Consider the following 26147-nt stretch of genomic DNA (forward strand, 5'->3'; position numbering starts at 1 on the left):
GGGCGACCCGGTATTCCAGAGACGTCAGTGATAGAATCGAGAAGCTGCGGCGTACTGGATGCCCCGGGCAAGCCGGGGCATGACAGCGGTGGCTACGCCCGCGCGCGGCCGTTCTTCGTGGCAACGGCGTGGCCGTTGAGCTTCTTCTTTTTCGCGCCCTTGCTGGCGCTCTTGGCACCCGCCTTCTGCGCCTTACGCTCCGAACGCGCCTTGACCTTGGCGCGTTCGGCCCGCGCCTCGGCGCGCAGCTTCTTGCGCTTGGTCTCGCAGGAGGGGCATTTGCAGCCGATCGGCTTCAGATACGCCTTGAAGTAATCGGTGCCGTAATCGTAGTTGATCTCGTCGCCCGGCTCGATGTTCTTGATGGCGCGGATGAAGACCTTGCGCTCGCGCGGCCGGACGTCGGATTCGGCGTTGGGCCGGCAGGAATGGTTGATATAGCGCGCGAGGTTCTTGCGCACCGAGCCGTCGATGGTCCAGCGGCCGTTGAGCTCGAACAGATATTTGTTTTCGATCTCGTCGTGCGCGGGAATCCGGGAGTCCAGAATCGGTCCGAAGTAGCGGATGATCCGGGTGCCCTTCTTGATCGGCATGGTGGCGAAGAGGCCGAGCCCGGTTTTCGAGCGGCCGACGCGATAGGATTTGCTGGGAGCGATGGCTGGCATGATCGAATGAGATGTCGCGAACGGAGCGCGGTAAGCGCCGGCGGAAGGCGCCCTTCTAGAACGATTCCGCGCCGCTGTCAGGTCTATCCGGCCTTTGTTTGAACCTTGCCCACAATGAAGACGTCCGATGGAGGGAGTTCCCGCTGTATCGAGTCCGCATGACCCATCGCATGCCTGCGGCTCCCCGGTCGATCAGGGGCATGGCAGCTTCCCCGTGATCGGGGCCATCAGCATCGCCTCGAGCAGGCGTTCGGCCGTCGTTCCCTCGGGCAGCCGCCCCAAGATGTCTTGCAGCCGCCCGTCGAGCAGCAGCGTGGTGAAGCCATGCACCATCGACCAGGCGCGCGCGATTGCGGCGCCCTGATTCAGCGTCAGCGCATCTTCGCTGATCTGCTCCTGCCGCATCATGCCGATGGCATTGGCAAGCCCCGCGAAGGAGGCTTCAGCCGCCTCGTGCAGCGAGGGCCGGGAATAATCGAGCCGTTCGGTGCGGAACATGATGCCGTACATGCCGGGATGCGCCTGCGCATAGGCGACATAGGCCTTCGGCCGCGCCAGCGCCCGCTCGAGCGGCGTGGTGGCGGCGTCGCAGGACGAGGCCATCGCCGCGTTGAACTGGCGGAAGCCGACGGCCGCGAGTTCGCTGAGCACACCCGTGAGATCGCCGAAATGATGGGTCGGCGCGGCATGCGAGACGCCGGCCTCGCGCGCCACCGCGCGCAATGTCAGCCCGGACAGCCCCTCGCGTTCCAGCACCCGCTCGGCGGCCTCGAGCAGCGCCTCGCGCAGCGCGCCGTGGTGATAGGGCGTCTCGGTCTTCGCGCTCGTCGCGCGGCGTGCCGGACGCGATGCCGCGGTCGACGTCGTTCTTCTGGGGGCACGCGAGCTTCGCGCCGTTTCGCTCTTGGTGTCGGTCTTGGCCATTTGCAAGCTATATGACGCAATATTGACAGTGTAAAGATTTCGCTTGACCAAAATCGCAATCGGCGCTATTTGATCTTTACGATGTAAAGATAGGGAGGGATACGCCGTGCAGCACGACGCCATCGCCGAGCGCCGCAACAATATCGCGCCGATCCCATTCGAGGCGGACGCGCCCTTCCTGAAGATCGTCGGCGAATTGCCGCGCGATCTGAACGGCGTGCTGTACCGCAACGGTCCCAATCCGCAGTTCGAGGCTCCCGGCGCGCACTGGTTCGTCGGCGACGGCATGCTGCATGCCTTCCATCTCGAGAACGGCCGCGCCAGCTATCGCAACCGCTGGGTCCGTACGCCGAAATGGCTCGCCGAGCACGACGCCGGCCGCGCTCTGTTCGGCGGTTTCGGCCGCAAGCTGCCGGATGCGCCACAAGACCTCACCGATGGCGGCGTCGCCAACACCAACATCATCTTCCATGCCGGCAAGCTGCTGGCGCTGGAAGAGGCGCATCTGCCGACCGAGATCGAGCCGGGCACGCTGGCAACGCACGGCTACCACAATTACCAGGGCCGCGTCGCCGGCAGTTTTACCGCGCATCCCAAGATCGATCCTGTCACGGGCGAGCTGGTGTTCTTCGGCTACAACGCCGCGGGACCGCTGACGCCCGCCCTCTCCTACGGATCGATCGATGCGTCCGGCAAGGCGACGCAATTCGAACGGTTCGAGGCGCCCTATGCCAGCATGGTGCACGACTTCATCGTCACCGAGAACCATGTGCTGTTTCCGATCCTCCCGATCACCGGCAGCATGGAGCGTGCGATGAGCGGGCGGCCGCCTTACGCCTGGGAGCCGGACAAGGGCGCCTATGTCGGCGTGATGAAGCGCAGCGGCACGGCGAAGGACATCGTCTGGTTCCGGGCCGAGGCCTGCTACGTCTTCCACGTCATGAACGCGTGGGAGGACGGCGAGCGCATCATCGCCGACGTCATGCAGTTCGAGGAAGCGCCGCTGTTTCCGCATCCCGACGGCCGGCCAACCGATCCGGAGAAGTCACGCGCCCGCCACTGCCGCTGGACGTTCGATCTCTCTGGCAATACCGACCGCTTCCAGCAGACCTATCTCGACGACCTCACCGGCGAATTCCCGCGCATCGACGATCGCCGCGCCGGGCTGAAGAGCCGTCACGGCTGGTACGCCTGCGCCAATCCGAAGCTGCCGATGTTCGGCGCGCTCTCAGGCATCGTCCATGTCGACGGCAACGGAAGGCGTCTCGGCCATTATCTGCTGCCGGCCGGCGACACCATCTCCGAGCCGGTGTTCGTCGAGCGATCGAAGGACGCAGCCGAAGGCGACGGCTGGCTGCTGGCGGTGGTCTGGCGCGCGCGGGAGAACCGCAGCGACCTCGCCGTGTTCAACGCCACTGATGTCGAGGCCGGCCCCGTCGCGCTGGTGCAACTCGGCCACCGCGTGCCGGATGGCTTTCACGGCAATTGGGTGGGCGCCCAGTAGCTCCCTCGACATCGCGGATGTCACCAAGGAGGTCTCTCATGCATATGCCTTCGATCACTGCGGACTGCCTCGCCGTCCTCGTCCTCATCTGCGCCGCGCTCACACTCCAGATGATCCGGCTACGGCGGAGCGGCCAGACCATCTTCAACGGCGGCATCTTGCTCGCCCTCGGCCTCTCGATCGCCTGCGCGCTCCCCGTCCTGCCGCGCCTGCCATGGGCGGAATTCGCTGACGAAATGGCCGAGCAAGCCGTTGCAGCAATTCAGTTTTTGGAAGTCGCCTACGTCATTTTGACACTGTAAAGATTTTACTTGACGCTGCGCCGGCCTAGGATTATTTATCTTTACATCGTAAAGATAAGCCCGACCGAGGCGGCCCATGGCGATTTTCCTGATCCTCGCGCCCTACGGCGCCTACACGTTCCTGATGCTGGTGACGTCGGCCACTTCAAGCGTGTTCGCGGCCTCCGCAATCTGCCTCGTCACCGTCGCGATCGACGTCGCGCGTGGCCGCTCGGTGAAGATTTTGGCGGCGGGCTCGGCGATCGTGTTCGCCGCCATCGGCCTCTACCTCGCGCTGGTCGACCCGACGCTCGGCACGCTCGGCACGCTCGGCGTCAAGCTGTCGGTCGATATCGGCATCTTCGTCATCTCGCTCGGCTCGATGCTGGTGCGCCGTCCGTTCACGCTGCAATATGCGGTTGAATCGGTCCCGGCCGAGACCGCGGCAATCCCCGGCTTCCTCACCGCCAACTACATCATTACCGGCGCATGGACCGCCGCCGCGCTGCTGATGGCGGCCGCCAACATCGTCCTGCTCTACTTCCCCGGCCTGCCGCTCTGGTCGAGCCTTGCAGTCGCCTTCGCCGCCCGCAACAGCGCGATCTACTTCACAAAGTGGTATCCCGAGTATCGCCAGATCAAGTACGGTGCGCCCGCTCGCGCACTGCCCCACCCGCGTTGAAGACAGGACACAGGACAGACGATGAAAGACGTATTCCGCCGGCTCGTCTCCGACTTCCTCTCCACCATCGTCTTCCTGGTCATCTATCTCGCGACCGACAACGTCATCCTCGCAACCACAGTCGCCATCCTCGGCGCGATTGGCCAGGTGGTCTGGTCACGCATCAAGGGCCAGACCCTGGGCTACATGACGTGGGCAAGCCTCGGCCTCGTCATCGTGCTCGGCGGCGCAACACTGCTGACCCACGACCCGCGCTTCGTGCTGGCCAAGCCCGCGATCGGACATGTCGCGATCGGCTTCATCATGCTCAAGCGCGGCTGGATGCTGCGCTATCTGCCTGCGATCGTGACCGAGACCATTCCGGAATACGTCACCGTCGCGGGCTACGCCTGGGCGGCGCTGATGTTCGTGCTCGCCGCAGGGACCGTCGCCGTCGCCATGACAGGGGACATGAAGCTGTGGGCCTTCTATATTTCGGTGGTCCTGATCGGCGCGAAGATCGCTGCCTTTGCGATCCAGTATGTTGCCTTCCGCCTTCTCATCGGCAGCCGCATGCGCGCAGCCGCCCGTGCGTGAGGCCGTCAAAGAGAGCGTTAGGCACGCCAACCGAGTTGGGCTATAGGCGTCCCTGGCCAGCCATGCGGATTGTCGCGAGGCGCCGGAAAAAAGTTGGGAGATACGAATGGCCGTGGACGGCAACTGGACTCTGACCATGACGACGCCCATGGGCGAGCGCAATGCGACGCTGAGCCTGACGGCCTCCGGCGGCACGCTCACGGGCACGCAGGGTGCGGAAGGCAATACCGCCGAGATTTTCGACGGCACCGTCTCCGGCGACAACGTCTCCTGGAAGGTCTCGATCACCAACCCGATGCCGCTCACGCTCGAATTCACCGGCACCGTCTCCGGCGACAGCATCAGCGGCGAGATGGGCATCGGCCCGATGGGCAGTTTTCCGTTCACGGGCGCGCGGGCGTAACGCCTCACGTCAAATGACCATGCGCGCGCTCCGTCTCATCGCGGCGACGATTCTGTCTGTCGTGACACAAGCGGCGCGCGCGGACGACACCGAACCGGCGTGGCGCGCAAGCGCGCTCGCCATGGTGCCGGCGGGCCACGTCGCAGGCCTCGCCTACCGGACCGAAGCCTCGACCGGTTACCTCGCCGTCTATCCCGCGACATCGAACGATCCGAAGACGCCGGCCAGCGTGTTTGCTGCGCGCCAGACCCTCGTGGTGGCGCTGACGCCGGACGAGAAGCGCGCGGTCTCGGCCGAACTGAAGCCGCGCAGCGGGCCGGACCCTGACAACGACGACACCGATTTCGCAAAGCTACACGCCGACCTTGCCGCGAAGCGCCCAACGCTGCCCGAGGGCACCGAGCCCTGCGATCTCGGCGCCTGGTCCATCGACAAGGATCCTGATGGCCTCAATGTCCGCGCCGAGCCGTCGGCGAAGGCGCGTGTGCTCGGCACGCTGCCGCCGCCCTACAAGCTGAAGCTCGGCGGCGCCGAGAACACGCCCGACGGCGGCTGGCTTACCGAATTCCGCATTATCGGCTTCAGGAATGGCTGGTTTCTGATCGAAGGCGCAAAACCGCCGGGCAAGGATTACGAGGACGAAAAGCGCTATCCGCGCAACGCGCCAAGACCCTATGCGGGACGCGGCTGGGTCGCCTCCAACAAGGTCGGCGCCTCCTACGCCAATGGCGCCACGCGCATGGGCGGCCTGTTTCAGGCGCCTTTCGTGGATGCCAAATGGATGCCCGCCCAACGCGAGCTCGGCGGCGCAATCGATACCGACGGCGGCCCCAAGCGCATCTTCGCGTGCAGCGGGCTCTGGGGTCTGGTCGAGAGCCGGGACGGCGTCCGCGGCTGGTGGCGCGCGCTGTGCTCGAACCAGGTCACGAATTGCAGTTGAGTATTCTCCCTCGCCCCGCAAGCGGCAAAGCAATGGCGCTTTGCGAGTCCTGAGCGCGCGCCTCGTCCTTCGAGACGACCGCTTCGCGGTCTCCTCAGGATGAGGCTAAGCATCGGTGCTCGTTGAAACTACAGCCGCGCGGTCGGTCCTCATCCTGAGGGCCCGCCAACGGCGGGCGTCTCGAAGGATGGCCACAGGCGAAATCGCTCCGCTCTGCGATGATCCCGCCGCAAGCGGGGCAAGGTGCAGCGCTAACCCAGATTCAGCTCCTTGAAGAAGTCGTTGCCCTTGTCATCGATGATGATGAAGGCCGGGAAGTCGACGACTTCGATGCGCCAGATCGCTTCCATGCCGAGCTCGGGATATTCGAGCACCTCGACCTTCTTGATGCAGTGCTCGGCAAGGTTCGCCGCGGCGCCGCCGATCGAGCCGAGATAGAAGCCGCCATACTTCTTGCAGGCCTCGCGCACGGCCGGCGCGCGGTTGCCCTTGGCCACCATCACCATCGAGCCGCCCGCGGCCTGGAACTGGTCGACGAAGGAATCCATGCGGCCCGCCGTGGTCGGACCGAAGGCGCCGGAGGCGTAGCCCTCGGGCGTCTTGGCCGGGCCGGCGTAGTAGACCGGATGGTTCTTGAAATAATCCGGCAGCGGCTCGCCCTTTTCCAGCCGCTCGCGCAGCTTGGCGTGCGCGCTATCGCGCGCGACGATCATGGTGCCGGTCATCGAGACGCGCGTCTTGGTCGGATATTTCGAGAACGTTGCCAGGATGTCCTTCATCGGCTGATTGAGGTCGATCTTGACGACATCGCCGCCGAGCGACTCCTCGACCTCAGGCAGATACTGCGCCGGGTTGTGCTCGAGCTCCTCGAGATAGACGCCGTCCTTCGTGATCTTGCCCAGCACCTGGCGGTCGGCTGAGCACGATACGCCAAGCCCGATCGGCAGCGAAGCGCCATGACGCGGCATGCGGATCACGCGCACGTCGTGGCAGAAATACTTGCCGCCGAACTGCGCGCCCACTCCCAGGCTTTGCGTCATCTTGTGGATTTCCTGCTCCATCTCGACGTCGCGGAAGGCGTTGCCGTCAGGCGAGCCGTGGATCGGCAGCGCGTCGAGATAGCGGGCGGAGGCAAGCTTCACCGTCTTCATGCAGAGCTCAGCCGAGGTGCCGCCGATCACGATGGCGAGGTGATAGGGCGGGCACGCCGCGGTGCCGAGCGTCAGGATCTTTTCCTTGAGGAAGGCCAGCAGACGGTCCTTGGTCAGCACCGAGGGCGTGGCCTGGAACAGAAAGCTCTTGTTGGCGCTGCCGCCGCCCTTCGCCATGAACATGAACTTGTAGGCGTCATCGCCCTCGGCGTAGATCTCGCACTGCGCCGGCATGTTGTTGGCGGTGTTCTTCTCCTCGTACATCGACAAGGGTGCGACCTGCGAGTAGCGCAGATTGCGGCGCAAGTAAGCATCACGCGCGCCTTCCGACAGCGCTGCCTCGTCGTCACCGTCGGTGATGACGTTGCAGCCCTTCTTGCCCATGATGATCGCGGTGCCGGTGTCCTGGCACATCGGCAGCACGCCGCCGGCCGCGATGTTGGCGTTCTTCAAAAAGTCGAGCGCGACGAACTTGTCGTTCGGGCTCGCCTCGCCGTCCTCGAGGATCGCACGGAGCTGCTTCAGATGGCCGGGCCGCAAATAATGGTTGATGTCGCCAAAGGCCGCCTCCGACAGCGCCCGCAGCGCCTCGCGCGACACCACCAGCATGTCTTTCCCCAGGACCTTCTCGACCCGGACGCCCTCGGCCGTGATCTTCTTGTAGGGCGTCTCGTCCTTGCCCAGCGGAAACAGCGGAGTGTGCTTATAGGGCGGAACGGGCTTTGACGGGTCGGGGAAGGCGGTGGGAGCGTTCATGGGGTGAATCCAGGGGTTTTGGGCCTCGCGGGCCTCTCAGCATAGAAGCGTTCTAAGCGTATTTTAGTGGGAAAAGAAAGGGAGCGATATGCATAGGAGCCTGGGCTCGGGCATTGGCAGAGCACGTGGAAATGCTCCGACCCGCCCTTGCACTTCGCGTCCACCGACGCTTGAATGCGTCCCTTAAGGGGCTTTCCATCATGATTTTCAAACTGAACGTCCGCGGCGCGATCCTGGTCGCCGCCGCCATCACCGGCCTTGTGACCCTCGCCTCGCCTGCCCGCGCTGATCGCTGCGACGACAGCGCCAAGGAGCTGGCGAACCAGGTCGATCGCCTCAAGGTGAATTTTCGCGCCGCCAACGTCGTCTATCTCTCGCACCCGGCAGCCAAGGAGCTCTCCGTGGGCTGCCGCGGCGACAAATATTCCATCGAGCTCTACGCCAAGGGCGACCGCAAGCCGACGCCGGAATTCCTTGCGCTGGTGGGCTCGATGGCGGCGATCGTCTTCACCGTGACCAAGGACGACACCACGACGGGCGCGACACGCTGCCTGAAACGGATGGGCCTGCTCCGCGGCGACAAGGTCGTCATGCGCTACCGCCGGCTCAACATGGAATGCACCCGCACCAAGACGGACGCGTCCATCGCGATCACGCGCGGCAAGGACGAGTAGAAGGGGCGCTCGCTCTTTCCACGCGCTCGGCGCAACGCATCGCGACGCCGCCCACCACACGCTCCGTCATTGCGAGCCAACGGGTCCGCGCGAAGCGCGGCCCGATGACAGGCTCCGCGAAATAATCCAGAGTTCCCTCCGCGAAGACAAACTGGATTGCTTCGCCGCAAGGGCTCCTCGCAATGACGAGGAGAGATCGCTCACACCCAGCGCGATGGGGCGAGAAAGCAGCACATCCCGTCGCACCAATTTCCTCGCATTTTAACGATTGCCTTGAAGGAAATTTCGCTCCTCGCGGTGCAGGGTCAATTGTTTCCATGTGTGAGGATTTGCGGATGAACGTTTCTACCGTTGCGCCGCCGCCCATCGCGATCGTGGTCCCGAACTACGACACGACCAAGCCGCAGGACGACCAGACCAAGGCCAAGGACAGCGACCCGACCTACAAGCCGCAGCCGCCCGCGCCGCTGCCGCCGGGACAGGGCACACGGATCGATCAGCTCGCCTGATCAGGCCTCGGCAAGTTGAAACGCCCGATCCGGTCGATCGGGCTTTTCGCGATTCCGGCCGCATCTTCGCCGGATAGCGGAACCAATATCGTGCGCGGCTGCTCCGGAACCTGCGCATGATTGCAAGACTGCTGTTGCAGAACACGATCATCACTGTCGCGATAGGCGCGCTGCTGTTCGCCTGCGCCGGGACCTTGCATTGGCCTTCGGCCTGGGTGTTCCTCGCCACCTGTGCCCTGCTCGGCCCGCTCTGCGGCTGGTGGCTTTATCGGGTAGACCCCGCGCTGCTCGCCGAACGCCTGCGGCCGGTCCTGCAAAAGGACCAGCCCGCCGCCGACAAGGTGTTCATGACCGTCTTCATGGTTGCGATGCTGGCCTGGCTGGCGCTGATAGGCCTCGACCGGCGTACGCTATCCTCGGACATGCCGGTGGCGTTCCAGGTGCTCGGCCTCGTGCTGTTCCTGCTCTCGATGCTGTTCACGCTCTGGGTGTTCCGCGAAAACTCGTTCGCCGCTCCCGTGGTGAAGCTCCAGGCCGAGCGCGCACAGCACGTGATCTCGACGGGGCCTTACGCGCATGTTCGCCATCCCATGTACAGCGGCATGATCCTGTTCTTCGCCGGCGTGTCGCTGCTGCTGGGCTCGTGGTGGGGCCTTGTGATGGTGCCGCTCATCCTCGCCCTGTTTGCGGTCCGCATCGGCATCGAGGAGCGCACGCTGCGCGAGGGCCTGCCGGGCTATTCCGACTATGTGACGCGCGTGCGCTATCGCCTGATGCCCGGCGTGTGGTGAGCGCATAACGCTCTGCATGGCGCGGAAAAGCGCATCGCCTCCTCCGATCGACTGACGTCGCCACAGACGAACCTCGCTAGAGGGAGCCCGCACCCAAATAGCGGGAGACGCGACGATGTTCTGCAAGCCCCCCTGCCCCGACGAGCCTGATCTCTCTCCCGTTCCCGATGCCTCAGGCAACCGACCCTCCCCACAGCCTGCGCAGGCGCCCGGGGGCCGCGACGTGTTCGGGCGATTGATCGCGCCCGAAACGGCCGGTCCGGAACGGGGGCTGCCGCCAGCCACCGTCCGGACCGGCTAACTATCGAGCTCCTTGTAGCGACGAAAGATGCCCTGCTCGTTGAAGGGGATACGGCGCTCGCTTGCGAGATAGGCCTTGATGTTCGGCCGCGCGGCGATGCGGTCGTGCAGGCCGACGAGGCCCGGAATATCTTTCTCGAACGACGTCATGCGTTTGGGGAAGGCGTAGCGCAGCCCGTCGACGATCTGGAACAGCGAGAGATCGACGTAAGTGAGCCTGCGTCCCGTGACATAGGCGCCGCCATTGCCGGCGAGAAGCTGCTCGAAATAGCCGAGATATTTCGGCACGCGCTCGTCCCAGAAGTCGGCCGTGCGCTTCTTCGCCGGCGCCTTCTGGTCCTCATAGTACTGCGAGGGCCCGAGCGGATGATGGGTGTCGTGGATCTCGACCACAAGGTCGGTGATGGTGAGCTGAAGCTGGTGCACCCAGAGTTTGCCGGCTTCCGTCTTTGGCGCAAGGCCATGACGGCTGCCGAGATAAAGCAGGATGTTGGCGGTCTGGCCGATGACGAGCTTGCCGGCTTTCAGGAACGGCGGCGCAAAAGGCGGCGAAGCCTCATGCGCGTCCATCATCTTCATCATCGCAGCCGTGCCGCGCGGCCCGCGCGCGACGTCGAGATAGGCTGCGCCCGCCTCTTCCAGCGCCAGCCGCACATATTCACCGCGCCCCTGGATCTCGGGCCAGTAATAGAGCTCGTATTTCATGCAGGAAATCCTCGAGGAGAGCGCCTCAGGATAAGCCTAGCACGCCTCCGCAAGTTCCGTTGCGGCGAGTCGGAACGTTACCACCACACGTCATTGCGAGCGCAAGCGAAGCAATCCAGCTCATCTCCGCGGAGAGACTCTGGATTGCTTCGTCACGTCAGCGCAAAATTGCTTTGCAATTTTGTCGCGAGCTCCTCGCAATGCGAGTCTCAATTCGCCGCGAAGCAATACAGCAGACCGTCGCCACCGGTGCTCTTCAGATCGGCCTGCGAGCAGCCGCCGTCGGGACCGCGCGAGGGGTGCGAGCTGTTCCAGGACTTCGAAGGCTCGTCGTCGCGCAGGCCCTTGCGATCGGCATGGCCGACCACCGCAGCGCCTTGCGTGCTCGACGTCCAGTTCTTGCAGGTCTTGTCGTCACCCGCGGGAAAAGCGGTGCCGTCGGCCTGCGATCCGGTGAGGATGTCGTGCCGGTTCGGCGTGTCGCCGGCGCCGTTGATGACCTCGCCCTTCTCGCTGAGCGCAGTCTGCTTGGTGAGATTGTTGGCCGAGCCATGCAGGTCGGCCAGGTCCTTGGCGATGACCGCGCCCTTGGCATTTTGCCACGGTCCCTTGCCGATGCGGTCTTTTGCGTTGACGGCCGGCTTGCCGTCTGCGGCCTGCGTCGAGAGATAAGCGCGCCAGGTCTTCGTGCCGGCGCCGCCGGCCTGCGCCAGCTTCTGGCATTGCGCGTCGGCCCCCTCCAGGCCGCCGAGATCGGCGCCCTTGCCAGGGCCGCTGGACGTGACGAAGAAGGTCATGTCGGCGGATTGCGCCTGCGCCGATGGCGCCGCAAGCAGGGCCATTGCGAGTGCAAGGCCTGAAATCGTCGCGGATCTCTCGATGCGGATCATGTTGTCCTCCCAATTGTGTTTGTCGTTGGCCGCCTGATTTCAACCCGACGCGCGCCGGCTTATTCCGATGCCGCGATGCGAGATGTGCAAAAGAAAAGGGCGCCGTGCAAAAGCACGACGCCCTGGTTTCTCATGTGGGACGCGATCAGTTGGTCTGCTGGATCGCCGACAATTCCCAACCGCTGCCAGGACGGCGGGCGAAGGTCCAGACTTCGGTGGCCTCGCCCGGCTGCTCGCTGCCGGCGACAACCGCGTTGGTGTTGCGGTCGAGCGTCTTGTCAGTGAGCGCGAAGCGCAGCGCCACCGTGGCGTACTCGGTCTCGCCTTCGCGCCAGGCTTCCGCGAGGTCGCCCTGCAACAGCTTCACATTCGTGACCTTGTTGACGACGTTGCGGGCGCGGTTCTGGCCAAGATCCTGCTCGAAATAAGAGACCATTTCCGGCGTCGCGAGCGTGTGCAGCTTGGCCACGTCCTCGTTCGACCATGCGGTCTGGACATCGCCGAGCAGACGCTCGAACGCCTCATAGTCATCAGGCTTGATCTCGAGCGGGGCGTTGTTGGCGGCGCCGAAGCCAAAGCCGCCGAGGCCACCACCAAGTCCGCCGCCGCTGCGATAGTTCGGCTGCGGTCCCGGACCGGCGCCGGCATCAGCGTTGGCATAGGCCGTCTGCGGGGTATGGCGGCGCTGCCACCAGGACATCGCGAACCGGACCACCAACACGACGAGGGCGATCTGGATGATCAGGCCGATGATCGACGACAGGCCGCCGAGGCCACCGAACAGGCCGCCGCCGAACAGCATGCCGAGCAGGCCTGCGCCGAGGAAGCCGGCCGCAAGGCCGCCCATGAAGCCGCCGGCGCGGCCGAACAGGCCGCCGCGCGCGGGCGCAGTGGCGGCAGAATTCATGCCTGCGCCCGGCTGGGTGTAGGTGCGGTTGAACTGCGAGGTCGAGCCCGGCGCGGTCGTGGTCGAGGGCGGCGCCGAATAGGTGCGCGAGCCGCGCGACCCCGACGACATGCCGCCGCCGACGCGCGCGTCAGCGGACGAGATCGCCAGTGCAGTCGGCAGTGCAAGCGCCAGCACGACGGCGATCGTCTTGAAGAGACTGCGGGAGCGTTGCGAGAAAGTCATGTGCGTTTCCCAAATCCCCGGCATGGGGACGTGCCCCTAAGATGGGCAGACTTCCCGAAAAGTGAAGACGGTTTCGGAACCTATGGCTGCGGCCCTCAGTCGCGGGGATGTGGCAAAAGCCCATATTTGGCGAGGGTTTGGCGGGATGCGGCGGGGAACCGTGGTCGCTGGTTACCGGCGGGTTTACGCCCGAAATTCCGCTTTTTCCCCTCCTCGTCGAGGGCCCAGCTCTCTCCGCGGCAATGACGAGAGCGCGACCCTCACCCCTGCTTCGCCATCGTCTCCTTCACGGCCGCCACGAGCTGGCTCAGCGTGAACGGCTTCGGCAGGAAGTCGAACTGCTGGCCTTCCGGCAGGCTCTTCTCGAAGGCGTCCTCGGCATAGCCGGAGACGAAGATGAACTTGATATCGGGATTCTTCTCGCGCATCGCCTTCAGCAGCGTGGGGCCGTCCATCTCCGGCATCACGACGTCAGAGACGACGAGATCGATGCCGCCGCTCTGCTCCTCCAGCACCTCCATGGCCTCGACGCCGTTCTCGGCCTCGACCACGGTGTAGCCGCGCGAACGCAGGCCGCGGGCGTTCAGCGCGCGCAGGCCCTCTTCGTCCTCGACGAGTAGGATGGTGCCCTGCCCGGTGAGATCGGTGCGCGGCTTGGCCTCGACCGCCGCAGGTGCGGCGTCCTTCGCAGCGCCATTGGGTGCGGCAACCGCCGGCTGCTCGACCTGCACGTCCGGTTCGGCGTGATGACGCGGCAGGAAGATGTGGAACGAGGTGCCCTGCCCCGGCTCCGAATCCACGTAGATGAAGCCGCCGGTCTGCTTGACGATGCCGTAGACGGTGGAGAGCCCGAGGCCTGTGCCCTTACCGACTTCCTTGGTCGAGAAGAACGGCTCGAAGATCTTGTCGCGGATATCGGCGGGAATGCCCGTGCCGGTATCGGCGACCTCGATCCGCACATAGTCGGCGGCCGGCATGCCCTTGTAGGCGAGCCTGGCCGCTTCCTCAGTGGTGACGTTGGCGGTGCGGATGATCAGCTTGCCGCCGTCGGGCATGGCGTCGCGCGCGTTGACCGCGAGATTGACGATCACCTGCTCGAACTGGGAGACGTCGACCTTGACCGGCCAGAGATCGCGGCCGTGGATGGTCTCGTGCTTGACCTTCTCGCCGATCAGGCGGCGCAGCAGCATGGCGAGGTCGGACAGCGCGTCGCCGAGGTCGAGCACCTGCGGCCGCAACGTCTGGCGCCGCGAGAACGCCAGCAGCTGCCGCACCAGTGTGGCGGCGCGCGTCGCGTTCTGCTTGATCTGCATGATGTCCTGGAACGACGGATCGGTCGGCTTGTGCGCGTTCAGCAGGAAGTCGTTCGCCATCATGATGGCGGAGAGCACGTTGTTGAAGTCGTGGGCGATGCCGCCGGCGAGCTGGCCGACCGTCTCCATCTTCTGCGACTGGTTGATCTGGTTCTCCAGCGCGCGCCGCTCGGTGGTCTCGAGCATGTGCACGATGGCGGCTTCCGCGTCGTTCTCGCCCCCGTCCACCGGCGTGACGAAGAACTGGCCCCAGCGTTCCTTGGTTCCTTCGAGGGCCACCTCGACCGGTGCGATGTCGGCCTGGTTTTCGGCGGCCTGGTTGATCGCCGCGATCAGCAGGTGCCGGTCACGCGCATTGACCGCGCGGAAGATCGACTTGGAGGCGCTGTCGAGCCCGAGCGCCTGACCGAGCTTGGCGTAGCGCGCATTGGCGCGCACGACATTGCCGCCGCGGTCGACGGTCGCGATCGCCATCGGCGTGTGGTCGAAGAAGCGCATGAAGCGCACTTCGGCGGCACGGTCGGGATCGCTGCGCTCGTCGCGGGCGCGGCTGATGACGAGCGTGCGCGAGGGCCCCGGCGCGCCGTCGGCACCGAAGGCGAGCTTGTGATAGAGCCGCACCGGCATGGTCTTGCCGGTGCGCATACGCAGGTCGATGTCGAAGACTTCCGTCTTCACCTCGCCCGGCACCGCCACGATCGCGGTGAGCAGCGAGGCGCCGTCGCCGGAGACGATGTCGGTGAGCTTCAGCCCGCCCGAGCCGATCTCGGCGAGGTCGTAGTCGAGCCAGTTCGCCAGCGTCGCGTTGACGTAAGCGAGCTCGCCGGCCGGATTGACCGAGAAGAAACCGCAGGGCGCGTGGTCGAGATATTCGATCGCGTGCTGGAGCTCCTGGAACACGTCCTCCTGGCGCTCGCGGTCACGGGTGATGTCGGCAATCGACCACACCGCATATTTCGCCTCGCGCTTGCCGCTGCCGAGCGGGCGCACCCGCATGCGCAGCCAGCGGCCCTGGCTGCCGTCATGGCCGGAGATGCGCACCTCTTCCTGCTGCCGCTTGCCTTCGCGCGCGGCCTTGAGCAGGCGGAACACGGCTTCGGAGACATCAGGGTTGCCGATGAAGACGCGCTCGACGGGGCGTACCTCCTGCGGGCCGGTTGCGCCGGTCAGCGTCAGATAGGCCGCGTTGGAATAGACCACGTGGCCGCGCGGATCGGTCACCGCCAGGCCATCGAAGGCATGATCGGAAATACGGCCGATGATGGGATCATCGAGATTACGGTCGGCGAAGCGGATGATGCCGGCGGCGAACGCGAACAGGTTGAACAGGCCGACCATCGCCAGCACGGCGAGGGTGCCGAGGATGTAGGGCTGCGCCTGCGCGCGCCCGAGCGTCATCAGCCCGACGGCGACGGCGACGAGGCCGGCGGCCACCAGCAGCACCAGCGCGATGCTGCCCGAGCGCGGCGACGGCTCGTGCGCCGCAACGGGCTCGCGTGTGAGGTCGTGGTCGGTCTCAGCAGTCATCTCAAGCTGGCGCAGCCTGTTGGCAGAGAATCAACGCGCTGCGGCGCGCGCGGGGTCTTCCCTGCCTCATCAGGACCCGCAGGCGCAAGGGCAGCAAGGGCGAAAGGTACGCTGATTCCCAGTTTACGGCCATTTCCGGTATTTTTCGGGTGTTTTAGCCTCGCCCGGCGCTGAAGCCACGCTTCAGCCGCATGACGTAGCCGATGACTTCGGCGACCGCATGGTAGTGCTCGGTCGGGATTTCCTGGTCGATTTCGACGGTGGCGTAGAGCGCGCGGGCCAGCGGCACGTTTTCGACGATCGGAATGTCGTGCTCCCGCGCGATCTCCCGAATCTTGAAGGCGAGGTTGTCGACGCCCTTGGCGACGCAGATCGGCGCCGACATGCCGCGCTCGTAGGACAGCGCCACCGAATAGTGGGTCGGGTTGGTGATGATCACGGAAGCCTTGGGAACCGCCGCCATCATGCGCTTCTTGGCGCGCTGCTGCCGCAGCTGCCTGATCTTGCCCTTGATGTGCGGGTCGCCTTCGGACTGCTTGAACTCTTCCTTGATCTCCTGGAGCGACATCTTCTGCCGCTGGAACCAGCTGCGATACTGGAAGAAATAGTCGGCGATGGCGACGACCGCGAGCGCCGCGACCACCGCGCCGAGCAGGTGGACGGTCATGCTGGTGGTGGTACCGAGCATGGCGGCCGGATCGAGCCTGACCATCGCCTCCATGCGATGCCGCTCCGGCCACAGGATCATGGTCATGACCACGCCGAGCGCGATCAACTTGCCGATGCCCTTCAGGAAATTCGCCGCCGCCTGCTTGCCGAAGATGCGCGCGAAGCCGGCCGCAGGCGAAATCTTGCTGAATTTGGGCGTCAGGGATTCGGCCGACCAGACCAGACGGTGCTGGAGCATGTTGCCGGCAATGGCCGCCAGCACCAGCATCAGCAAGGGCACCCCGACCGCCGCGAGCACGGCGACTTCGATCTGCTGCATCAGCGCGAGCAGAGCCCTGCCGTCGGTCTTGATCATCCAGGCATTGGCGAGCAGGTTCCGCATCGGCGTCACCAGTCCGCTGCCCACCGAGGCCGAGAAGGTCGAGAGCACGAGCGTGGCGCCCGCGATCATGAACCAGGTGTTGATCTCCTGGCTCTTGGCGACGTCGCCGCGTTCGAGCGCCTCGTCGAGGCGTTTTTGCGTCGGGTCTTCTGTTTGACTCTCGGGATCCTTGTCTTCCGCCATCGATCCCTCGTTACCTGAGCGGCATCATCTGGTGCATCACACCGATGAAGTAATCGAGATACGTGCCCATCATCGCCGTGAGCACCACGGCGAGCACCAGGAAGCCGAGGAAGATCGACAGCGGCACGCCGACGAAATAGACCTGCATCTGCGGCATCAGCCGCGCGAGAATCCCCAGCCCGATGTTGAAGACGAGGCCGAACACCAGGAATGGTCCGGAGAGTTGCAGACCGAGCCGGAACGCGGCAGCAAAGGCGCGCGTCGCAAGCGAGGCGACATCGCCGCTGGAGACGGTCTCGCCCGGCGAGAAGATCGCATAGCTGTCGTTCAGCGCGGCGATCACCAGATGATGGCTGTCGGTGGCAAACAGCAGCGTCACCCCGAGCATGGTCAGGAAATTGCCGACCAGCACGCCCTGCTGTCCCTGGGTCGGATCGACCGAGGTGACGAAGCCGAGCCCCATCTGCTGCGCGATCACGGAGCCCGCGACCTGGAGCGCCGACAGCGTCACGCGCGCGGTCGCTCCCAGCACGATGCCGATCACGATCTCATGCAGCATCAGCACCAGCAGCGGCGCGAGCGATCCCATGTCGACCTGATAGGCGTTGCGGTGCAGCGGCAGAATGATGAGCGTGAGCAGCAGCGCGATCGACAGCTTGATCCGCGTCGGAATGTTGGTCTCGCCCAGCCCCGGCAACAGCATCACCATCGCGCCGACCCGGGCGAAGGCGAGCATGAAGGACGCGGCAAGCGCCGGCAGCAGCGAGACGTCGATGCGCATAGCGCTCGCATTGTGCCTCAGCCGCCGATGATTCGCGACGATATCCGCAGCATGTGGGCGTGGAGCGAATCGGCCATGAACGGGAGCGCCAACAGCATCGTGGCGAAGATGGCCAGGATCTTCGGCACGTAGATCAGCGTCTGCTCCTGGATCTGCGTCAGCGCCTGGAACAGTGACACGATGACGCCGACCACGAGACCGACCACCATCAGCGGCGACGACACGATCACGATGGTCCAGATCGCATCACGCGCGACATCGAGGGTTTCAGGTCCGGTCATTTCAAACTTCCATTCTCGTTTGTTCGATACATCAGACAGCGCAAATGGCGCGTAGCGAATGGCGATTGGGAACTCCCTAATTCGCTACTCGCCATACGCCACTCGCCAAAATCAGATCGGCATCTTCATGATGTCTTCGTACGCCGAGATCACGCGGTCGCGGACCGAGACCAGCGTGGACACCGCGACGTCGGTGTCGGCCACCGCGGTCACCACGTCCATCACGTTGGCCTTGCCGGCGGCCATCGCCACCGTCTGGGCGTCGGACTTGCGGCCGGACTCCATGACGCTGCCGACGGCGTCCTTCAGCAGCGAAGCAAAGGACTGCCCGTTCGGCTCGCTGCCCTTGCCTGCTCCGCTGTTCTCCAGCACGCGGGCAAGGCTGGCATAGGCGTTGGCGGCGATTGTCGGTGATGCCATGGCTCAATTGTCCTTGTTCAGCTCTTGAGGATGTCGAGCGTGCGCTGGATCATCCGGCGCGTCGCACTGATGATGTTGAGGTTGGCCTCGTAGGACCGCTGCGCGTCGCGCATGTCGGTCATCTCGACCACCGAGTTCACGTTGGGGTATTTGACGTTGCCGGTCGCATCGGCCGCCGGATTGTTCGGCTCGTATTTGGTGCGGAAGTTGGACTGGTCGGGCTTGATCCTGCCGAGGGTGACGACCTGCGCGTCGAGCGTGCGGTCGAGCGCGGAGGAGAAGGTCGGAACCTTGCGCCGGTAGGGATCGCCGCCGGATGTCTGCGACGTCGAATCCGCGTTTGCGATGTTTTCCGAGATCACCCGCATGCGCCCGGCCTGCGCGCGCAGGCCCGAGGTCGCGATCGCCATCGAGCGGGCAAAGTCGCTGCTGTCATTGGCCATGATGTTCCCCTAGCTCTAGCCCTTGCCGATCGCGGTCTTGAGCAGATGCAGGCTCTTCGAATAGAGCGAGGTCGCCGCCGCATAGTCCATCTGGTTGCTGGCAGCCTTCATCATCTCTTCTTCGAGATTGACGGCGTTGCCCGCGGGACGGGTCTCGAAACCCACATTCTTGTTCTGGTCGAAGCTCGAGGCCGCGCCCGACGGTGTCATGTGGGAGCCGCTGGTGCGGGTCATCGCCAGGGGGCCCATCGAGCCGGTAACGGCGCCCGATTTGTCGAGCTTCGGCTCGACCAGGTCGCGCGGCCGGAACTTCGGTGTGTCGGAATTGGAGACGTTCTCGGACAGGACGCGTTGGCGTTCCTGGTGCCATTGCATCTTGGTGCGAAGCGCCGACAGCACCGGAAGATCGTTGATGGACATCGTTGCGGCTCCTTCCGCCTCTCTTCGGACCTTCAGGCCCGAAGCTAGGCAGAATTTGCCGCGTGTATGGTTAACAGGTGGTTAAGGTTGCTACCGGCACATGTCTCCTGTCGGGACACGAGTCTGTGCCTCCGTGATTCTACGCATCCAAAAGCGGCATTAACCCAACCGTTTGGCGGGCCATGCACAGGCCAAGAAGTCGTTTTGGATCGAGCGATTCATGGGTTATTAAGAGTTGGGGACGGCAAAACTTGCCGTGGGACGTTAAGAAATCGCAGTTTTGGGGCATCCTACGCCGGTGGTTGGCGCATCTGACCATGGGCACGAGAAAAGCGCCATTTGCCGGGGACAAGTATGCAAGGCAGCCCTATCACCTTCATTGTCGCGTTCATCGTCGTTCTGGCGTTGATCGGCCTCGCCGCTTGGCTGGTTCGCCGATTCGCCAACACGCGGCTCGGCGCCAACACCCAGCGTGGCAGGATGCCCCGCCTCGCCGTGATCGATGCGGCCGCAGTCGACGGCCGTCGGCGTCTGGTGCTGGTGCGGCGTGACAATGTCGAGCATCTCCTGATGATCGGCGGCCCTACCGATATCGTCGTCGAGCCGAACATCGTGCGCGCCGCGCCCGGCCGCGACCAGATTCCGCAGCGTCCCAATGCCGCCGAGCCGCCGCGTCTGGCGCCCATGCCCGATACCAGCAGCTGGGCCGACGAAGCGCCGCCGCGGCCCGAGCTGCTCGATCATCCCGAGCCGCAAATGCCCGAGCCGCCGCCGCGGCCCGCACGTCCCTCCTTCGCCGACGAAGTGCGCCGGCCCGCGCCCGCTTTGGCCGAGCGCCGCAACGAGCCGCCGCTGGCCGGCTTTCCGCCCGAGCCGATCGCGCCGCGCCCCGAGCGCGAGCCGCGTCCCGAGCCCATTCCGCCGCGCATCGCCCGCAACGAGCCCCCGCTGATGCCGCGCCCGCCGCGCCAGAGCGAGCCGGTGAAAGTACCGCCGGTGCGCGCCGAGCGCGCGGCCGCGCCGCCGCCTCCTCCGCCCGTGCCGCAGGCTCCGCCCGTTCCACCGCCGGCCCCCGCCGCCGCTGCGCCCTCGAGCGCCGAGCAGAATCTCGCCGAAATGGCGCAGCGTCTCGAAGCTGCGCTGCGCCGCCCCGCCGGCGAGACGGTCGCGCCTCCGGTTGCACCCGAACCGCCCGCTCCGCCGCCGCCCCGCGCCGCACGCAGCGAGCCGCCGGCACCACCGGCCCCGCCCGCAAAGCCGGCCGCGGAGAAGACCAGCTTTGAAAATCTCGAAGACGAGATGGCCTCACTGCTCGGCCGTCCGAAGCCGTCTTCGTGAGGCTGCCGGCCCTCCCGCGTAGAGTTCTTTTTCTTTCTGTCCTGATCGCCGCGGCTTCGCTCGCGAGCCTTGCGTTCGCCCCGGTTGCGCATGCGCAGGACATCAGCATCAATCTCGGCGGCGCTCAGGGTGGCGGCGGCGTCACCGAGCGCGCGATCCAGCTCATCGCGCTGCTCACGGTGCTGTCGATCGCGCCGTCGATCCTGATCATGATGACCTCGTTCACGCGCATCGTGGTCGTGCTGTCGCTGCTGCGCACCGCGATGGGCACGGCGACCGCGCCGCCGAACTCGGTGATCATTGCGCTCGCGATGTTCCTCACCTTCTTCGTGATGGGGCCCGTCCTGCAAAAATCCTACGACGACGGCATCCGCCCGCTCGTCGCCAACCAGCTCAGTGTCGAGGACGCGCTCCAGCGCGCCTCGGTGCCCTTGCGCGGCTTCATGCAGAAGAACGTGCGCGAGAAGGACCTCAAGCTGTTCCTGGATCTCTCCGGCGAGCCGCCGCCGGCCACCCCCGACGAACTGGCACTTCGCATCCTCGTCCCTGCCTTCATGATCTCCGAGCTGAAGCGCGCCTTCGAGATCGGCTTCCTGCTGTTCCTGCCCTTCCTGATCATCGACCTCGTCGTCGCATCCGTGCTGATGTCGATGGGCATGATGATGCTGCCGCCGGCCACGATCTCGCTGCCGTTCAAGCTGATCTTCTTCGTGCTGGTCGACGGCTGGTCGCTGGTGGCGGGGAGCCTGGTGCAGAGCTACGGGGGAGGATGACCTCCCCGCTCCCGCACAATTGCGAGGAGCCCTTGCGACGAAGCAATCCAGGCTGCCTCCGCGGAAAGATTCTGCTTCGCTCCACACAGCAATGACTGAGCATGTGGCGACCAGTCGGGCCGCTCTTGGCGAGGTCGCCGAATTCCTACCGCGTCATCTTGATCTGCCGCACGGCCGGAATCTTCGGCAGCGAGCCGGTATGGTCGGACTCGTCCTTGGCCTGCGGCGAGGCCGGCGCGCGGGCGGTGGCATCGGGGAAGCGCTGCTTCATCTCGCGCAGGAAGCCGTCGAGCGTGTCGACGCTGGCGGCGAGCTTGGCGATCTCGGCGAATTCGGCGCTGGAGGACGCCGCCGGCTTGCTGGCGATGTCGAAGGCGAGACGGTCTGCGCTCTCGCTCATCAACGGCGCGTATTTCTCGCGGAAGCGCGACAGGCCGATCGAGTCGTCGGCGAGCGCATAGCCGACGGCGGCGCGGATGATGTCGCTCTTCTCCACCGCATTGAGCGGCTTGAAGTCGCGGAAACGGTCGCCGTAATAGAGCTCGATCTGCTCGGCGGATTCGCGCCAGCGCCGCGCCGCCCAGAAGATGTCGGAACGCAGGCGCAGCACCTCGCGCCCGGAGACGTTGGACACGATGTCGAGCGCGAGATCGTGGCGGCCGACGTCGCTCTGCGCGCGCGCCTCGAGCAGCAGGCGCTGCTGCCGCAGCTCGCCGGAGAGATCGCTGATGCGGCTCGCGCGCAGCGCCGAGATCGCCATGTCGGGCTTGCGGTTGGCGAGATAGATCATGGACAGGCGCGCGGCGACCTGGGCGCGCGCGGCGCCTTCGAGGCGGTGGTCGACCTGGTATTGCAACAGCTCGGCGGCCTGGTCGAGCAGGTCGATCGAGGCGAGACGATCGGCAAGGCGCCGGATCAGCTCATCGCCGCGACGGCCGATCGGCGTCAGCTCGCGGAACTCGTAGAACATGCCGAGCGCCTCGACCGGCGGCAGCTCGTCGCCCTTGGGCCCCAGGAAGATCTGCGTGAACAGGTCGGAGGCGAGGTCCTGTGCCTGGCGCGAGGCCTCGGCGTTCGGCTGGAGCCTGGTCGCGGTCCGCGCCGCCGCGAGCGCGTCCCGGTAACGCCCGTTCTCGGCGTAGATCTTCGACAGCATCTGGAGCGTCTTGACCTCGATCGAGTCGCCCCGCCAGGTCATCGACAGCGTCTCGAGCTCGCGCAGCGCGTCTTCCTTGCCAATCTCGTCGCGCTTCTGCCGCAGCGCCACCTCGAGCTGCTTGGCCTCGGCCGCCGCCTGACGATCGTTGGAGGCGACCGCGAACTTGTAATCGTCGAGCGCGTCCTTGTCGTGGCCGAGCGCCTCGGCGAGCCGGCCGCGCAGCACGGCGAAGCCGGGCGCTGCCTCGGGCGAGATGCCGACCACCTCGATCTCGCCGCGCCGCTTGGAGGCGCCGGCATAATCCTTCACCTCGAGCGAAGCGCGCATCGCCTCCATCGTCACGATGCGCTGGATGTCGATCGGCAGCGAGGCGATCGCGAATTCGACGTTCTTGAATTTTTCGCGGGCGTCCGCCCATTTGCCCTGGCGCGCATAGGCGAGCGCCTTCCAGAGCTGGGAATCGTGGCTGTTGCCGATCACGGGATTGGCGAGGTCCTTCAGGCCCTGCGCCGGACGGCCGACCAGGATGCTGGCGATCGCATGCATGATCAGCGCGCCGCTCTCCTCCTTGTTGAGGGGATCGCTCAGCATCAATTCGGTGACGGCCTTGGCTTCGTGATACATGGCGCGCGACATATAGAACTGCGCGAGATCGAGCCGCGGCAGCGAGCGCTGCGCCGGATCGACCGTGGAGATCGCCGTGATCAGCTCGCTCTGGCGCGCCATGAAGTTTTCCGACTGGCCCTTGCGCCAGCCTTCCGGACTGAAGACCGGCCGCACCGCGGTCGGCGCCCGCTCGGCCGAGATATCGACCGGCGACAGGGTCAGCCCGCCCTTCTTGCCGAGAATGACCTTGTCGGATCCGACCTCGACGCCGACCTCGTCGGAGTTCGGCCGGATCGCGATGCCGTGCGCGGATTCCAGCAGCGAGAGATCGACGAGATCCTGCCGCTTGATGAAGCCGCGGACCGGCCGCTGGCCCGTGACGACATAGAGCATGTCGCCGGCATCGGGATCGGTCAGCTTGTGCAGCAGGCCCGGATTGGCGAAGGGAATCGCGATGTTGGCGAGCGCGGGGTCGGTGATGTTGCGCGACATCATCAGCGGCAGCGGCGTCGCCGGGATCTTGTCGGCGAGCGTCAAGAGCCAGTTGGTCTCCTTGCCGACCTCCTCGCTCGACAGCGAGTAGACCAGCGGCCGGGTGAGACGAATGCGCACCGCCTGCCCCTTGTCGAGCGGCATGCGGCCGACCTCGCCGATCATCGCGCCGCCCCTGGCGCGGATCGCCTCGACGTCGATCGGCTTCGGCGTATCGAACACCAGCCACACCGTGTCGCCGCGGCGGAACGCCGCCGCGGGCGTTGAGACCTGAAGCGGGAACATCACACGCAGGCCGTCGCTGTCGCGGCGGACATCGACGCTGGCCACAGTGGGCTGGGGCGCGGCCGGCACCTCGGCAGGCGCAGCCTTGACCGGCTCCTTCGCAGCCTCCGTCACGCCCCCCTTGGGCGCTTCGACGACGGCAGGCGTCATCGGCTTGACGGGCGCGGCCGGCGCCGCGGCCTCCGCGGGCTTGGGGCCTTCCTTGAGCGCTTCCGCAGCATGCGGAGCTTCGGCCGCGGGAGCCGGCGCAGGCTTCGGTGCTTCGACGGCCGGCATCGCCCCCGGCGCTTCCGGCTTCACCTCGGGCTTCACCTCGATTTTGGCTTCGCGCGCGATCGTCTCCGACGTGGGCGGCGCGATCTCGCGATGGACTTCCTTCGGCTTCTCGGTCGCGGGCTTCTCCGGGGCCGGGCCATGACCGGCAGCAGGCTTGGCCTGCGCAATCACGGACTCGGCCGTTGCGGCGATCTTGCCCTTGTCGGGCTGGAAGGAGATGTCGACGACGTAATTCTTGTCGTCGCGGAAGGAATGCACGTCGGAATCGCCGATCAGCGCGATCTCGACGCTGGTCTGGTCGATGTCGGCCTTCTGCTTGATCGAGGCGACGTTCGGGGGCGCGGCGACGACGGCGTCCGCCAGATCGAAATTGAGGCCCGCGTTGAAGGCGAGCGTGAGCTTCTGCTCGTTGAGCACGGAGGAGACGCCGACGCCGTCGGGCATCTCGAACACGAAGCGCACGAAGGTCGGTTGCACCGAGGCGCGCACGCGGATCTGCGGACGCTTCCTGGTCTCGGCCGCGGCACGCTGGGCGCGAAGTGCGCGTTCGGCGACACGCGCGCGCTCGGCCAGCTCCTTGACCACGTCCATCGGCAGGCTCGGCGGAGGCCCCTTCCAGCCCTCCGGCAACAGGTCGATGAAGGTGCGCTCGCCGGCATTCATGGTGTTGACGGTGACGCGCCGCGCCAATGACAGGCGGATGGCGCCGCCATCGGGATCGCGGCGGGCCGAATTGACGTAGTCGGGCGCGCCTTCCGGGACGCGGTCGACGGGAACGTCGACCGCCCGGTCGAAGCGGATGATGAGAATCGAGCCGGCCGTCGTCACCTCGGAAGGAACATCCTCGCCGAGCCTGATCACCAGACGGGCAAAGCCGCCGCCGGCCGAGAAGGTCGCCTCGCCCCGGATGGCATCGGCGGAATGGGCAGGCGCGGTAAAGCCGATCAGGAGGCAGGCCGCCGCAAGGCGCGCTTTCCGGACATGACGCGACAGCCCCAGCGCCAAAGCGCGGGCTCGCGACCACAATCCATCGGCAGCCTCTCGCGCCATTTGCGGCATGTCTTCCGGTTCGACGGTCCACGCCGGCACTGGTGCCGGCCCCTGCCCCCGAATGTAGGTTTTGCCAATTAAGGACTTCTTAAGTATGAGCCCTCAATTCGGCTTTTGCGTCGGCTTGCCGTCGATCTTCGGCAGTTCGCCGGCCGAGGCGGACTGATCCCCGCCGCCATTGGCCCGGCGGGCCATCTCGACCGTCAGCCGCTCGGCGGCCTCCGGCGACATCACGCCCATGATGTCCGACATCTTTCGCGGCGCGATCTGGGAGGCGATCTCGATCAGCACGCCCATCTCGAGCCGGTCGAACACCCGCGCGGCGTCCTTGGGCTTCATGCCCTCATACATGGTCACGAGGCCCTTCATGCGCTGGGCCTCGGCGGCCTTCTGCTCGGCCTGCGTCGCGGAGATGCGGGTTTCCACCGCCTTCATCTCCTCGACCTTGTTCTCGATGCGCTTCTCGGCCGACTTCAACAGGCTCTCGCGGATGTCGATCTCGCGCTGGCGGGCCTCGATCTCCTGGCGACGGGCCTGCAAGCGTTCCAGGATCGCGCGCTCGGAGGCTGAGACCTGCGGCTGGGCCTCGTCGATCTTGACCACGGTGCCCTCGGCCTTGGTCTCGGGCGCGGCGGGCTTCGGCGCCTCCTTCGGCGCGCCATGGGTCGAGCCCGTGATATCGGGGTCCTCGCGGCCGGTCGGGAAGTTCAAATTCTCCTGCGCCCAGGACTTCTTGGCCTGGCTCGGCTTGTAGTCGAACACATAGCCGCCATTGATCACGAGGCCAGCGACCTTCAGCGTGGCGAGGCCGGCGACGGCGACCAGGACGACCGGAATGACGCGGATGTTACGAAAGGACTTCATAC

General features: G+C 65.6%; 26 protein-coding genes. 11 read left to right on the forward strand and 15 right to left on the reverse strand.

Annotated elements, in window-relative coordinates; genetic code table 11:
- Positions 1-92: 92 nt before the first annotated feature.
- Both I3J27_RS24985 and I3J27_RS24990 read right to left on the reverse strand, forming a co-directional pair.
- Positions 93-665 carry an SET domain-containing protein gene (locus I3J27_RS24985; protein WP_270161390.1) on the reverse strand — a complete coding sequence of 191 codons (573 nt, stop codon included), beginning with the start codon at positions 663-665 and terminating at the stop codon, positions 93-95.
- 192 nt (positions 666-857) lie between these two features.
- Entirely contained in the window at positions 858-1589 is a 732-nt protein-coding gene (locus tag I3J27_RS24990; RefSeq protein WP_270161398.1) for a TetR/AcrR family transcriptional regulator, read from the reverse strand.
- 106 nt (positions 1590-1695) lie between these two features.
- Here I3J27_RS24990 and I3J27_RS24995 point away from each other — a divergent pair, with 106 nt between their 5' ends.
- The 6 genes from I3J27_RS24995 to I3J27_RS25020 all read left to right on the forward strand — a co-directional run bounded on the left by I3J27_RS24995 (position 1696) and on the right by I3J27_RS25020 (position 5975).
- Positions 1696-3093: a carotenoid oxygenase family protein gene (locus tag I3J27_RS24995; RefSeq protein ID WP_270161404.1), complete on the forward strand. Its 1398-nt coding sequence runs from the start codon at positions 1696-1698 to the stop codon at positions 3091-3093.
- 38 nt (positions 3094-3131) lie between these two features.
- A complete protein-coding gene (locus I3J27_RS25000; protein WP_270161407.1) occupies positions 3132-3395 on the forward strand; it encodes a hypothetical protein in 264 nt (87 codons plus the stop codon).
- A 76-nt stretch (positions 3396-3471) separates the two neighbouring features.
- On the forward strand, positions 3472-4056 hold the full coding sequence (locus tag I3J27_RS25005; RefSeq protein WP_270161412.1) for a hypothetical protein: 585 nt from the start codon (positions 3472-3474) through the stop codon (positions 4054-4056).
- A gap of 21 nt (positions 4057-4077) precedes the next feature.
- Positions 4078-4632: an inner membrane-spanning protein YciB gene (locus I3J27_RS25010; RefSeq protein ID WP_270161414.1), complete on the forward strand. Its 555-nt coding sequence runs from the start codon at positions 4078-4080 to the stop codon at positions 4630-4632.
- Positions 4633-4738: 106 nt separating this feature from the next.
- Complete coding sequence (locus I3J27_RS25015) at positions 4739-5035, forward strand: hypothetical protein (RefSeq protein ID WP_270161419.1); 297 nt, start codon at positions 4739-4741, stop codon at positions 5033-5035.
- Positions 5036-5054: 19 nt separating this feature from the next.
- On the forward strand, positions 5055-5975 hold the full coding sequence (locus I3J27_RS25020; protein ID WP_270161422.1) for an SH3 domain-containing protein: 921 nt from the start codon (positions 5055-5057) through the stop codon (positions 5973-5975).
- Positions 5976-6226: 251 nt separating this feature from the next.
- On the opposite strand, the gene I3J27_RS25025 is transcribed toward I3J27_RS25020, so the two are convergent.
- The gene (locus I3J27_RS25025) at positions 6227-7882 is read right to left on the reverse strand and encodes a fumarate hydratase (RefSeq protein WP_270161428.1); all 1656 of its coding nucleotides are present in this window, start codon (positions 7880-7882) and stop codon (positions 6227-6229) included.
- Positions 7883-8082: 200 nt separating this feature from the next.
- Here I3J27_RS25025 and I3J27_RS25030 point away from each other — a divergent pair, with 200 nt between their 5' ends.
- The 3 genes from I3J27_RS25030 to I3J27_RS25040 all read left to right on the forward strand — a co-directional run bounded on the left by I3J27_RS25030 (position 8083) and on the right by I3J27_RS25040 (position 9856).
- Positions 8083-8556: a hypothetical protein gene (locus I3J27_RS25030; RefSeq protein WP_270161430.1), complete on the forward strand. Its 474-nt coding sequence runs from the start codon at positions 8083-8085 to the stop codon at positions 8554-8556.
- 335 nt (positions 8557-8891) lie between these two features.
- Positions 8892-9065, forward strand: coding sequence for a hypothetical protein (locus tag I3J27_RS25035; RefSeq protein ID WP_270161433.1), 174 nt, complete (start codon positions 8892-8894; stop codon positions 9063-9065).
- Positions 9066-9181: 116 nt separating this feature from the next.
- Positions 9182-9856 (forward strand): methyltransferase family protein, encoded by a 675-nt coding sequence (locus I3J27_RS25040; RefSeq protein ID WP_270161437.1) that lies wholly within the window; start codon positions 9182-9184, stop codon positions 9854-9856.
- A 297-nt stretch (positions 9857-10153) separates the two neighbouring features.
- Here I3J27_RS25040 and I3J27_RS25045 read toward each other — a convergent pair whose 3' ends face one another.
- The 10 genes from I3J27_RS25045 to flgB all read right to left on the reverse strand — a co-directional run bounded on the left by I3J27_RS25045 (position 10154) and on the right by flgB (position 19302).
- The gene (locus I3J27_RS25045) at positions 10154-10861 is read right to left on the reverse strand and encodes a glutathione S-transferase (protein WP_270161440.1); all 708 of its coding nucleotides are present in this window, start codon (positions 10859-10861) and stop codon (positions 10154-10156) included.
- Between the two features lie 209 nt (positions 10862-11070).
- Positions 11071-11751: a lectin gene (locus I3J27_RS25050; protein WP_270161446.1), complete on the reverse strand. Its 681-nt coding sequence runs from the start codon at positions 11749-11751 to the stop codon at positions 11071-11073.
- A gap of 145 nt (positions 11752-11896) precedes the next feature.
- Complete coding sequence (locus I3J27_RS25055) at positions 11897-12907, reverse strand: Tim44 domain-containing protein (RefSeq protein ID WP_270161449.1); 1011 nt, start codon at positions 12905-12907, stop codon at positions 11897-11899.
- A 236-nt stretch (positions 12908-13143) separates the two neighbouring features.
- Positions 13144-15723, reverse strand: a complete 2580-nt coding sequence (cckA, locus tag I3J27_RS25060) for a cell cycle histidine kinase CckA (protein WP_270161452.1) — start codon at positions 15721-15723, stop codon at positions 13144-13146.
- Between the two features lie 154 nt (positions 15724-15877).
- Entirely contained in the window at positions 15878-16957 is a 1080-nt protein-coding gene (flhB, locus tag I3J27_RS25065) for a flagellar biosynthesis protein FlhB (protein WP_270161456.1), read from the reverse strand.
- 10 nt (positions 16958-16967) lie between these two features.
- A complete protein-coding gene (gene fliR / locus I3J27_RS25070) occupies positions 16968-17738 on the reverse strand; it encodes a flagellar biosynthetic protein FliR (RefSeq protein WP_270161459.1) in 771 nt (256 codons plus the stop codon).
- A gap of 17 nt (positions 17739-17755) precedes the next feature.
- The gene (fliQ, locus tag I3J27_RS25075) at positions 17756-18019 is read right to left on the reverse strand and encodes a flagellar biosynthesis protein FliQ (protein ID WP_011088555.1); all 264 of its coding nucleotides are present in this window, start codon (positions 18017-18019) and stop codon (positions 17756-17758) included.
- 111 nt (positions 18020-18130) lie between these two features.
- The gene (gene fliE, locus I3J27_RS25080) at positions 18131-18439 is read right to left on the reverse strand and encodes a flagellar hook-basal body complex protein FliE (RefSeq protein WP_270161474.1); all 309 of its coding nucleotides are present in this window, start codon (positions 18437-18439) and stop codon (positions 18131-18133) included.
- Positions 18440-18456: 17 nt separating this feature from the next.
- Positions 18457-18882 carry a flagellar basal body rod protein FlgC gene (gene flgC, locus I3J27_RS25085; protein ID WP_014494020.1) on the reverse strand — a complete coding sequence of 142 codons (426 nt, stop codon included), beginning with the start codon at positions 18880-18882 and terminating at the stop codon, positions 18457-18459.
- Positions 18883-18897: 15 nt separating this feature from the next.
- Complete coding sequence (gene flgB / locus I3J27_RS25090; RefSeq protein ID WP_270161484.1) at positions 18898-19302, reverse strand: flagellar basal body rod protein FlgB; 405 nt, start codon at positions 19300-19302, stop codon at positions 18898-18900.
- A 354-nt stretch (positions 19303-19656) separates the two neighbouring features.
- On the opposite strand from flgB, the gene I3J27_RS25095 reads away from it, so the two are divergent.
- Both I3J27_RS25095 and fliP read left to right on the forward strand, forming a co-directional pair.
- The gene (locus I3J27_RS25095; protein ID WP_270161494.1) at positions 19657-20640 is read left to right on the forward strand and encodes a flagellar biosynthetic protein FliO; all 984 of its coding nucleotides are present in this window, start codon (positions 19657-19659) and stop codon (positions 20638-20640) included.
- Positions 20637-21413: a flagellar type III secretion system pore protein FliP gene (gene fliP / locus I3J27_RS25100; RefSeq protein ID WP_270161495.1), complete on the forward strand. Its 777-nt coding sequence runs from the start codon at positions 20637-20639 to the stop codon at positions 21411-21413. The genes I3J27_RS25095 and fliP overlap by 4 nt, the downstream gene beginning before the upstream one ends.
- A gap of 145 nt (positions 21414-21558) precedes the next feature.
- On the opposite strand, the gene I3J27_RS25105 is transcribed toward fliP, so the two are convergent.
- Both I3J27_RS25105 and I3J27_RS25110 read right to left on the reverse strand, forming a co-directional pair.
- Positions 21559-25281, reverse strand: a complete 3723-nt coding sequence (locus I3J27_RS25105) for a tetratricopeptide repeat protein (RefSeq protein ID WP_270172880.1) — start codon at positions 25279-25281, stop codon at positions 21559-21561.
- Positions 25282-25383: 102 nt separating this feature from the next.
- Positions 25384-26145 carry a MotE family protein gene (locus I3J27_RS25110; protein WP_270161497.1) on the reverse strand — a complete coding sequence of 254 codons (762 nt, stop codon included), beginning with the start codon at positions 26143-26145 and terminating at the stop codon, positions 25384-25386.
- Positions 26146-26147: the final 2 nt, after the last annotated feature.

Origin of the sequence: Bradyrhizobium xenonodulans, from assembly GCF_027594865.1 — a bacterium.
Lineage (GTDB): Bacteria > Pseudomonadota > Alphaproteobacteria > Rhizobiales > Xanthobacteraceae > Bradyrhizobium > Bradyrhizobium xenonodulans.

Bases quoted from the DNA above. Each gene is read 5' to 3' on its own strand.
- I3J27_RS24985 (WP_270161390.1), bottom strand. From the start codon at position 665: ATGCCAGCCATCGCTCCCAGCAAATCCTATCGCGTCGGCCGCTCGAAA.
- I3J27_RS24990 (WP_270161398.1), bottom strand. From the start codon at position 1,589: ATGGCCAAGACCGACACCAAGAGCGAAACGGCGCGAAGCTCGCGTGCC.
- I3J27_RS25000 (WP_270161407.1), top strand. From the start codon at position 3,132: ATGCATATGCCTTCGATCACTGCGGACTGCCTCGCCGTCCTCGTCCTC.
- I3J27_RS25005 (WP_270161412.1), top strand. From the start codon at position 3,472: ATGGCGATTTTCCTGATCCTCGCGCCCTACGGCGCCTACACGTTCCTG.
- I3J27_RS25010 (WP_270161414.1), top strand. From the start codon at position 4,078: ATGAAAGACGTATTCCGCCGGCTCGTCTCCGACTTCCTCTCCACCATC.
- I3J27_RS25015 (WP_270161419.1), top strand. From the start codon at position 4,739: ATGGCCGTGGACGGCAACTGGACTCTGACCATGACGACGCCCATGGGC.
- I3J27_RS25020 (WP_270161422.1), top strand. From the start codon at position 5,055: ATGCGCGCGCTCCGTCTCATCGCGGCGACGATTCTGTCTGTCGTGACA.
- I3J27_RS25025 (WP_270161428.1), bottom strand. From the start codon at position 7,882: ATGAACGCTCCCACCGCCTTCCCCGACCCGTCAAAGCCCGTTCCGCCC.
- I3J27_RS25030 (WP_270161430.1), top strand. From the start codon at position 8,083: ATGATTTTCAAACTGAACGTCCGCGGCGCGATCCTGGTCGCCGCCGCC.
- I3J27_RS25035 (WP_270161433.1), top strand. From the start codon at position 8,892: ATGAACGTTTCTACCGTTGCGCCGCCGCCCATCGCGATCGTGGTCCCG.
- I3J27_RS25040 (WP_270161437.1), top strand. From the start codon at position 9,182: ATGATTGCAAGACTGCTGTTGCAGAACACGATCATCACTGTCGCGATA.
- I3J27_RS25045 (WP_270161440.1), bottom strand. From the start codon at position 10,861: ATGAAATACGAGCTCTATTACTGGCCCGAGATCCAGGGGCGCGGTGAA.
- I3J27_RS25050 (WP_270161446.1), bottom strand. From the start codon at position 11,751: ATGATCCGCATCGAGAGATCCGCGACGATTTCAGGCCTTGCACTCGCA.
- I3J27_RS25055 (WP_270161449.1), bottom strand. From the start codon at position 12,907: ATGCCGGGGATTTGGGAAACGCACATGACTTTCTCGCAACGCTCCCGC.
- cckA (WP_270161452.1), bottom strand. From the start codon at position 15,723: ATGACTGCTGAGACCGACCACGACCTCACACGCGAGCCCGTTGCGGCG.
- flhB (WP_270161456.1), bottom strand. From the start codon at position 16,957: ATGGCGGAAGACAAGGATCCCGAGAGTCAAACAGAAGACCCGACGCAA.
- fliR (WP_270161459.1), bottom strand. From the start codon at position 17,738: ATGCGCATCGACGTCTCGCTGCTGCCGGCGCTTGCCGCGTCCTTCATG.
- fliQ (WP_011088555.1), bottom strand. From the start codon at position 18,019: ATGACCGGACCTGAAACCCTCGATGTCGCGCGTGATGCGATCTGGACC.
- fliE (WP_270161474.1), bottom strand. From the start codon at position 18,439: ATGGCATCACCGACAATCGCCGCCAACGCCTATGCCAGCCTTGCCCGC.
- flgC (WP_014494020.1), bottom strand. From the start codon at position 18,882: ATGGCCAATGACAGCAGCGACTTTGCCCGCTCGATGGCGATCGCGACC.
- flgB (WP_270161484.1), bottom strand. From the start codon at position 19,302: ATGTCCATCAACGATCTTCCGGTGCTGTCGGCGCTTCGCACCAAGATG.
- I3J27_RS25095 (WP_270161494.1), top strand. From the start codon at position 19,657: ATGCAAGGCAGCCCTATCACCTTCATTGTCGCGTTCATCGTCGTTCTG.
- I3J27_RS25105 (WP_270172880.1), bottom strand. From the start codon at position 25,281: ATGGCGCGAGAGGCTGCCGATGGATTGTGGTCGCGAGCCCGCGCTTTG.
- I3J27_RS25110 (WP_270161497.1), bottom strand. From the start codon at position 26,145: ATGAAGTCCTTTCGTAACATCCGCGTCATTCCGGTCGTCCTGGTCGCC.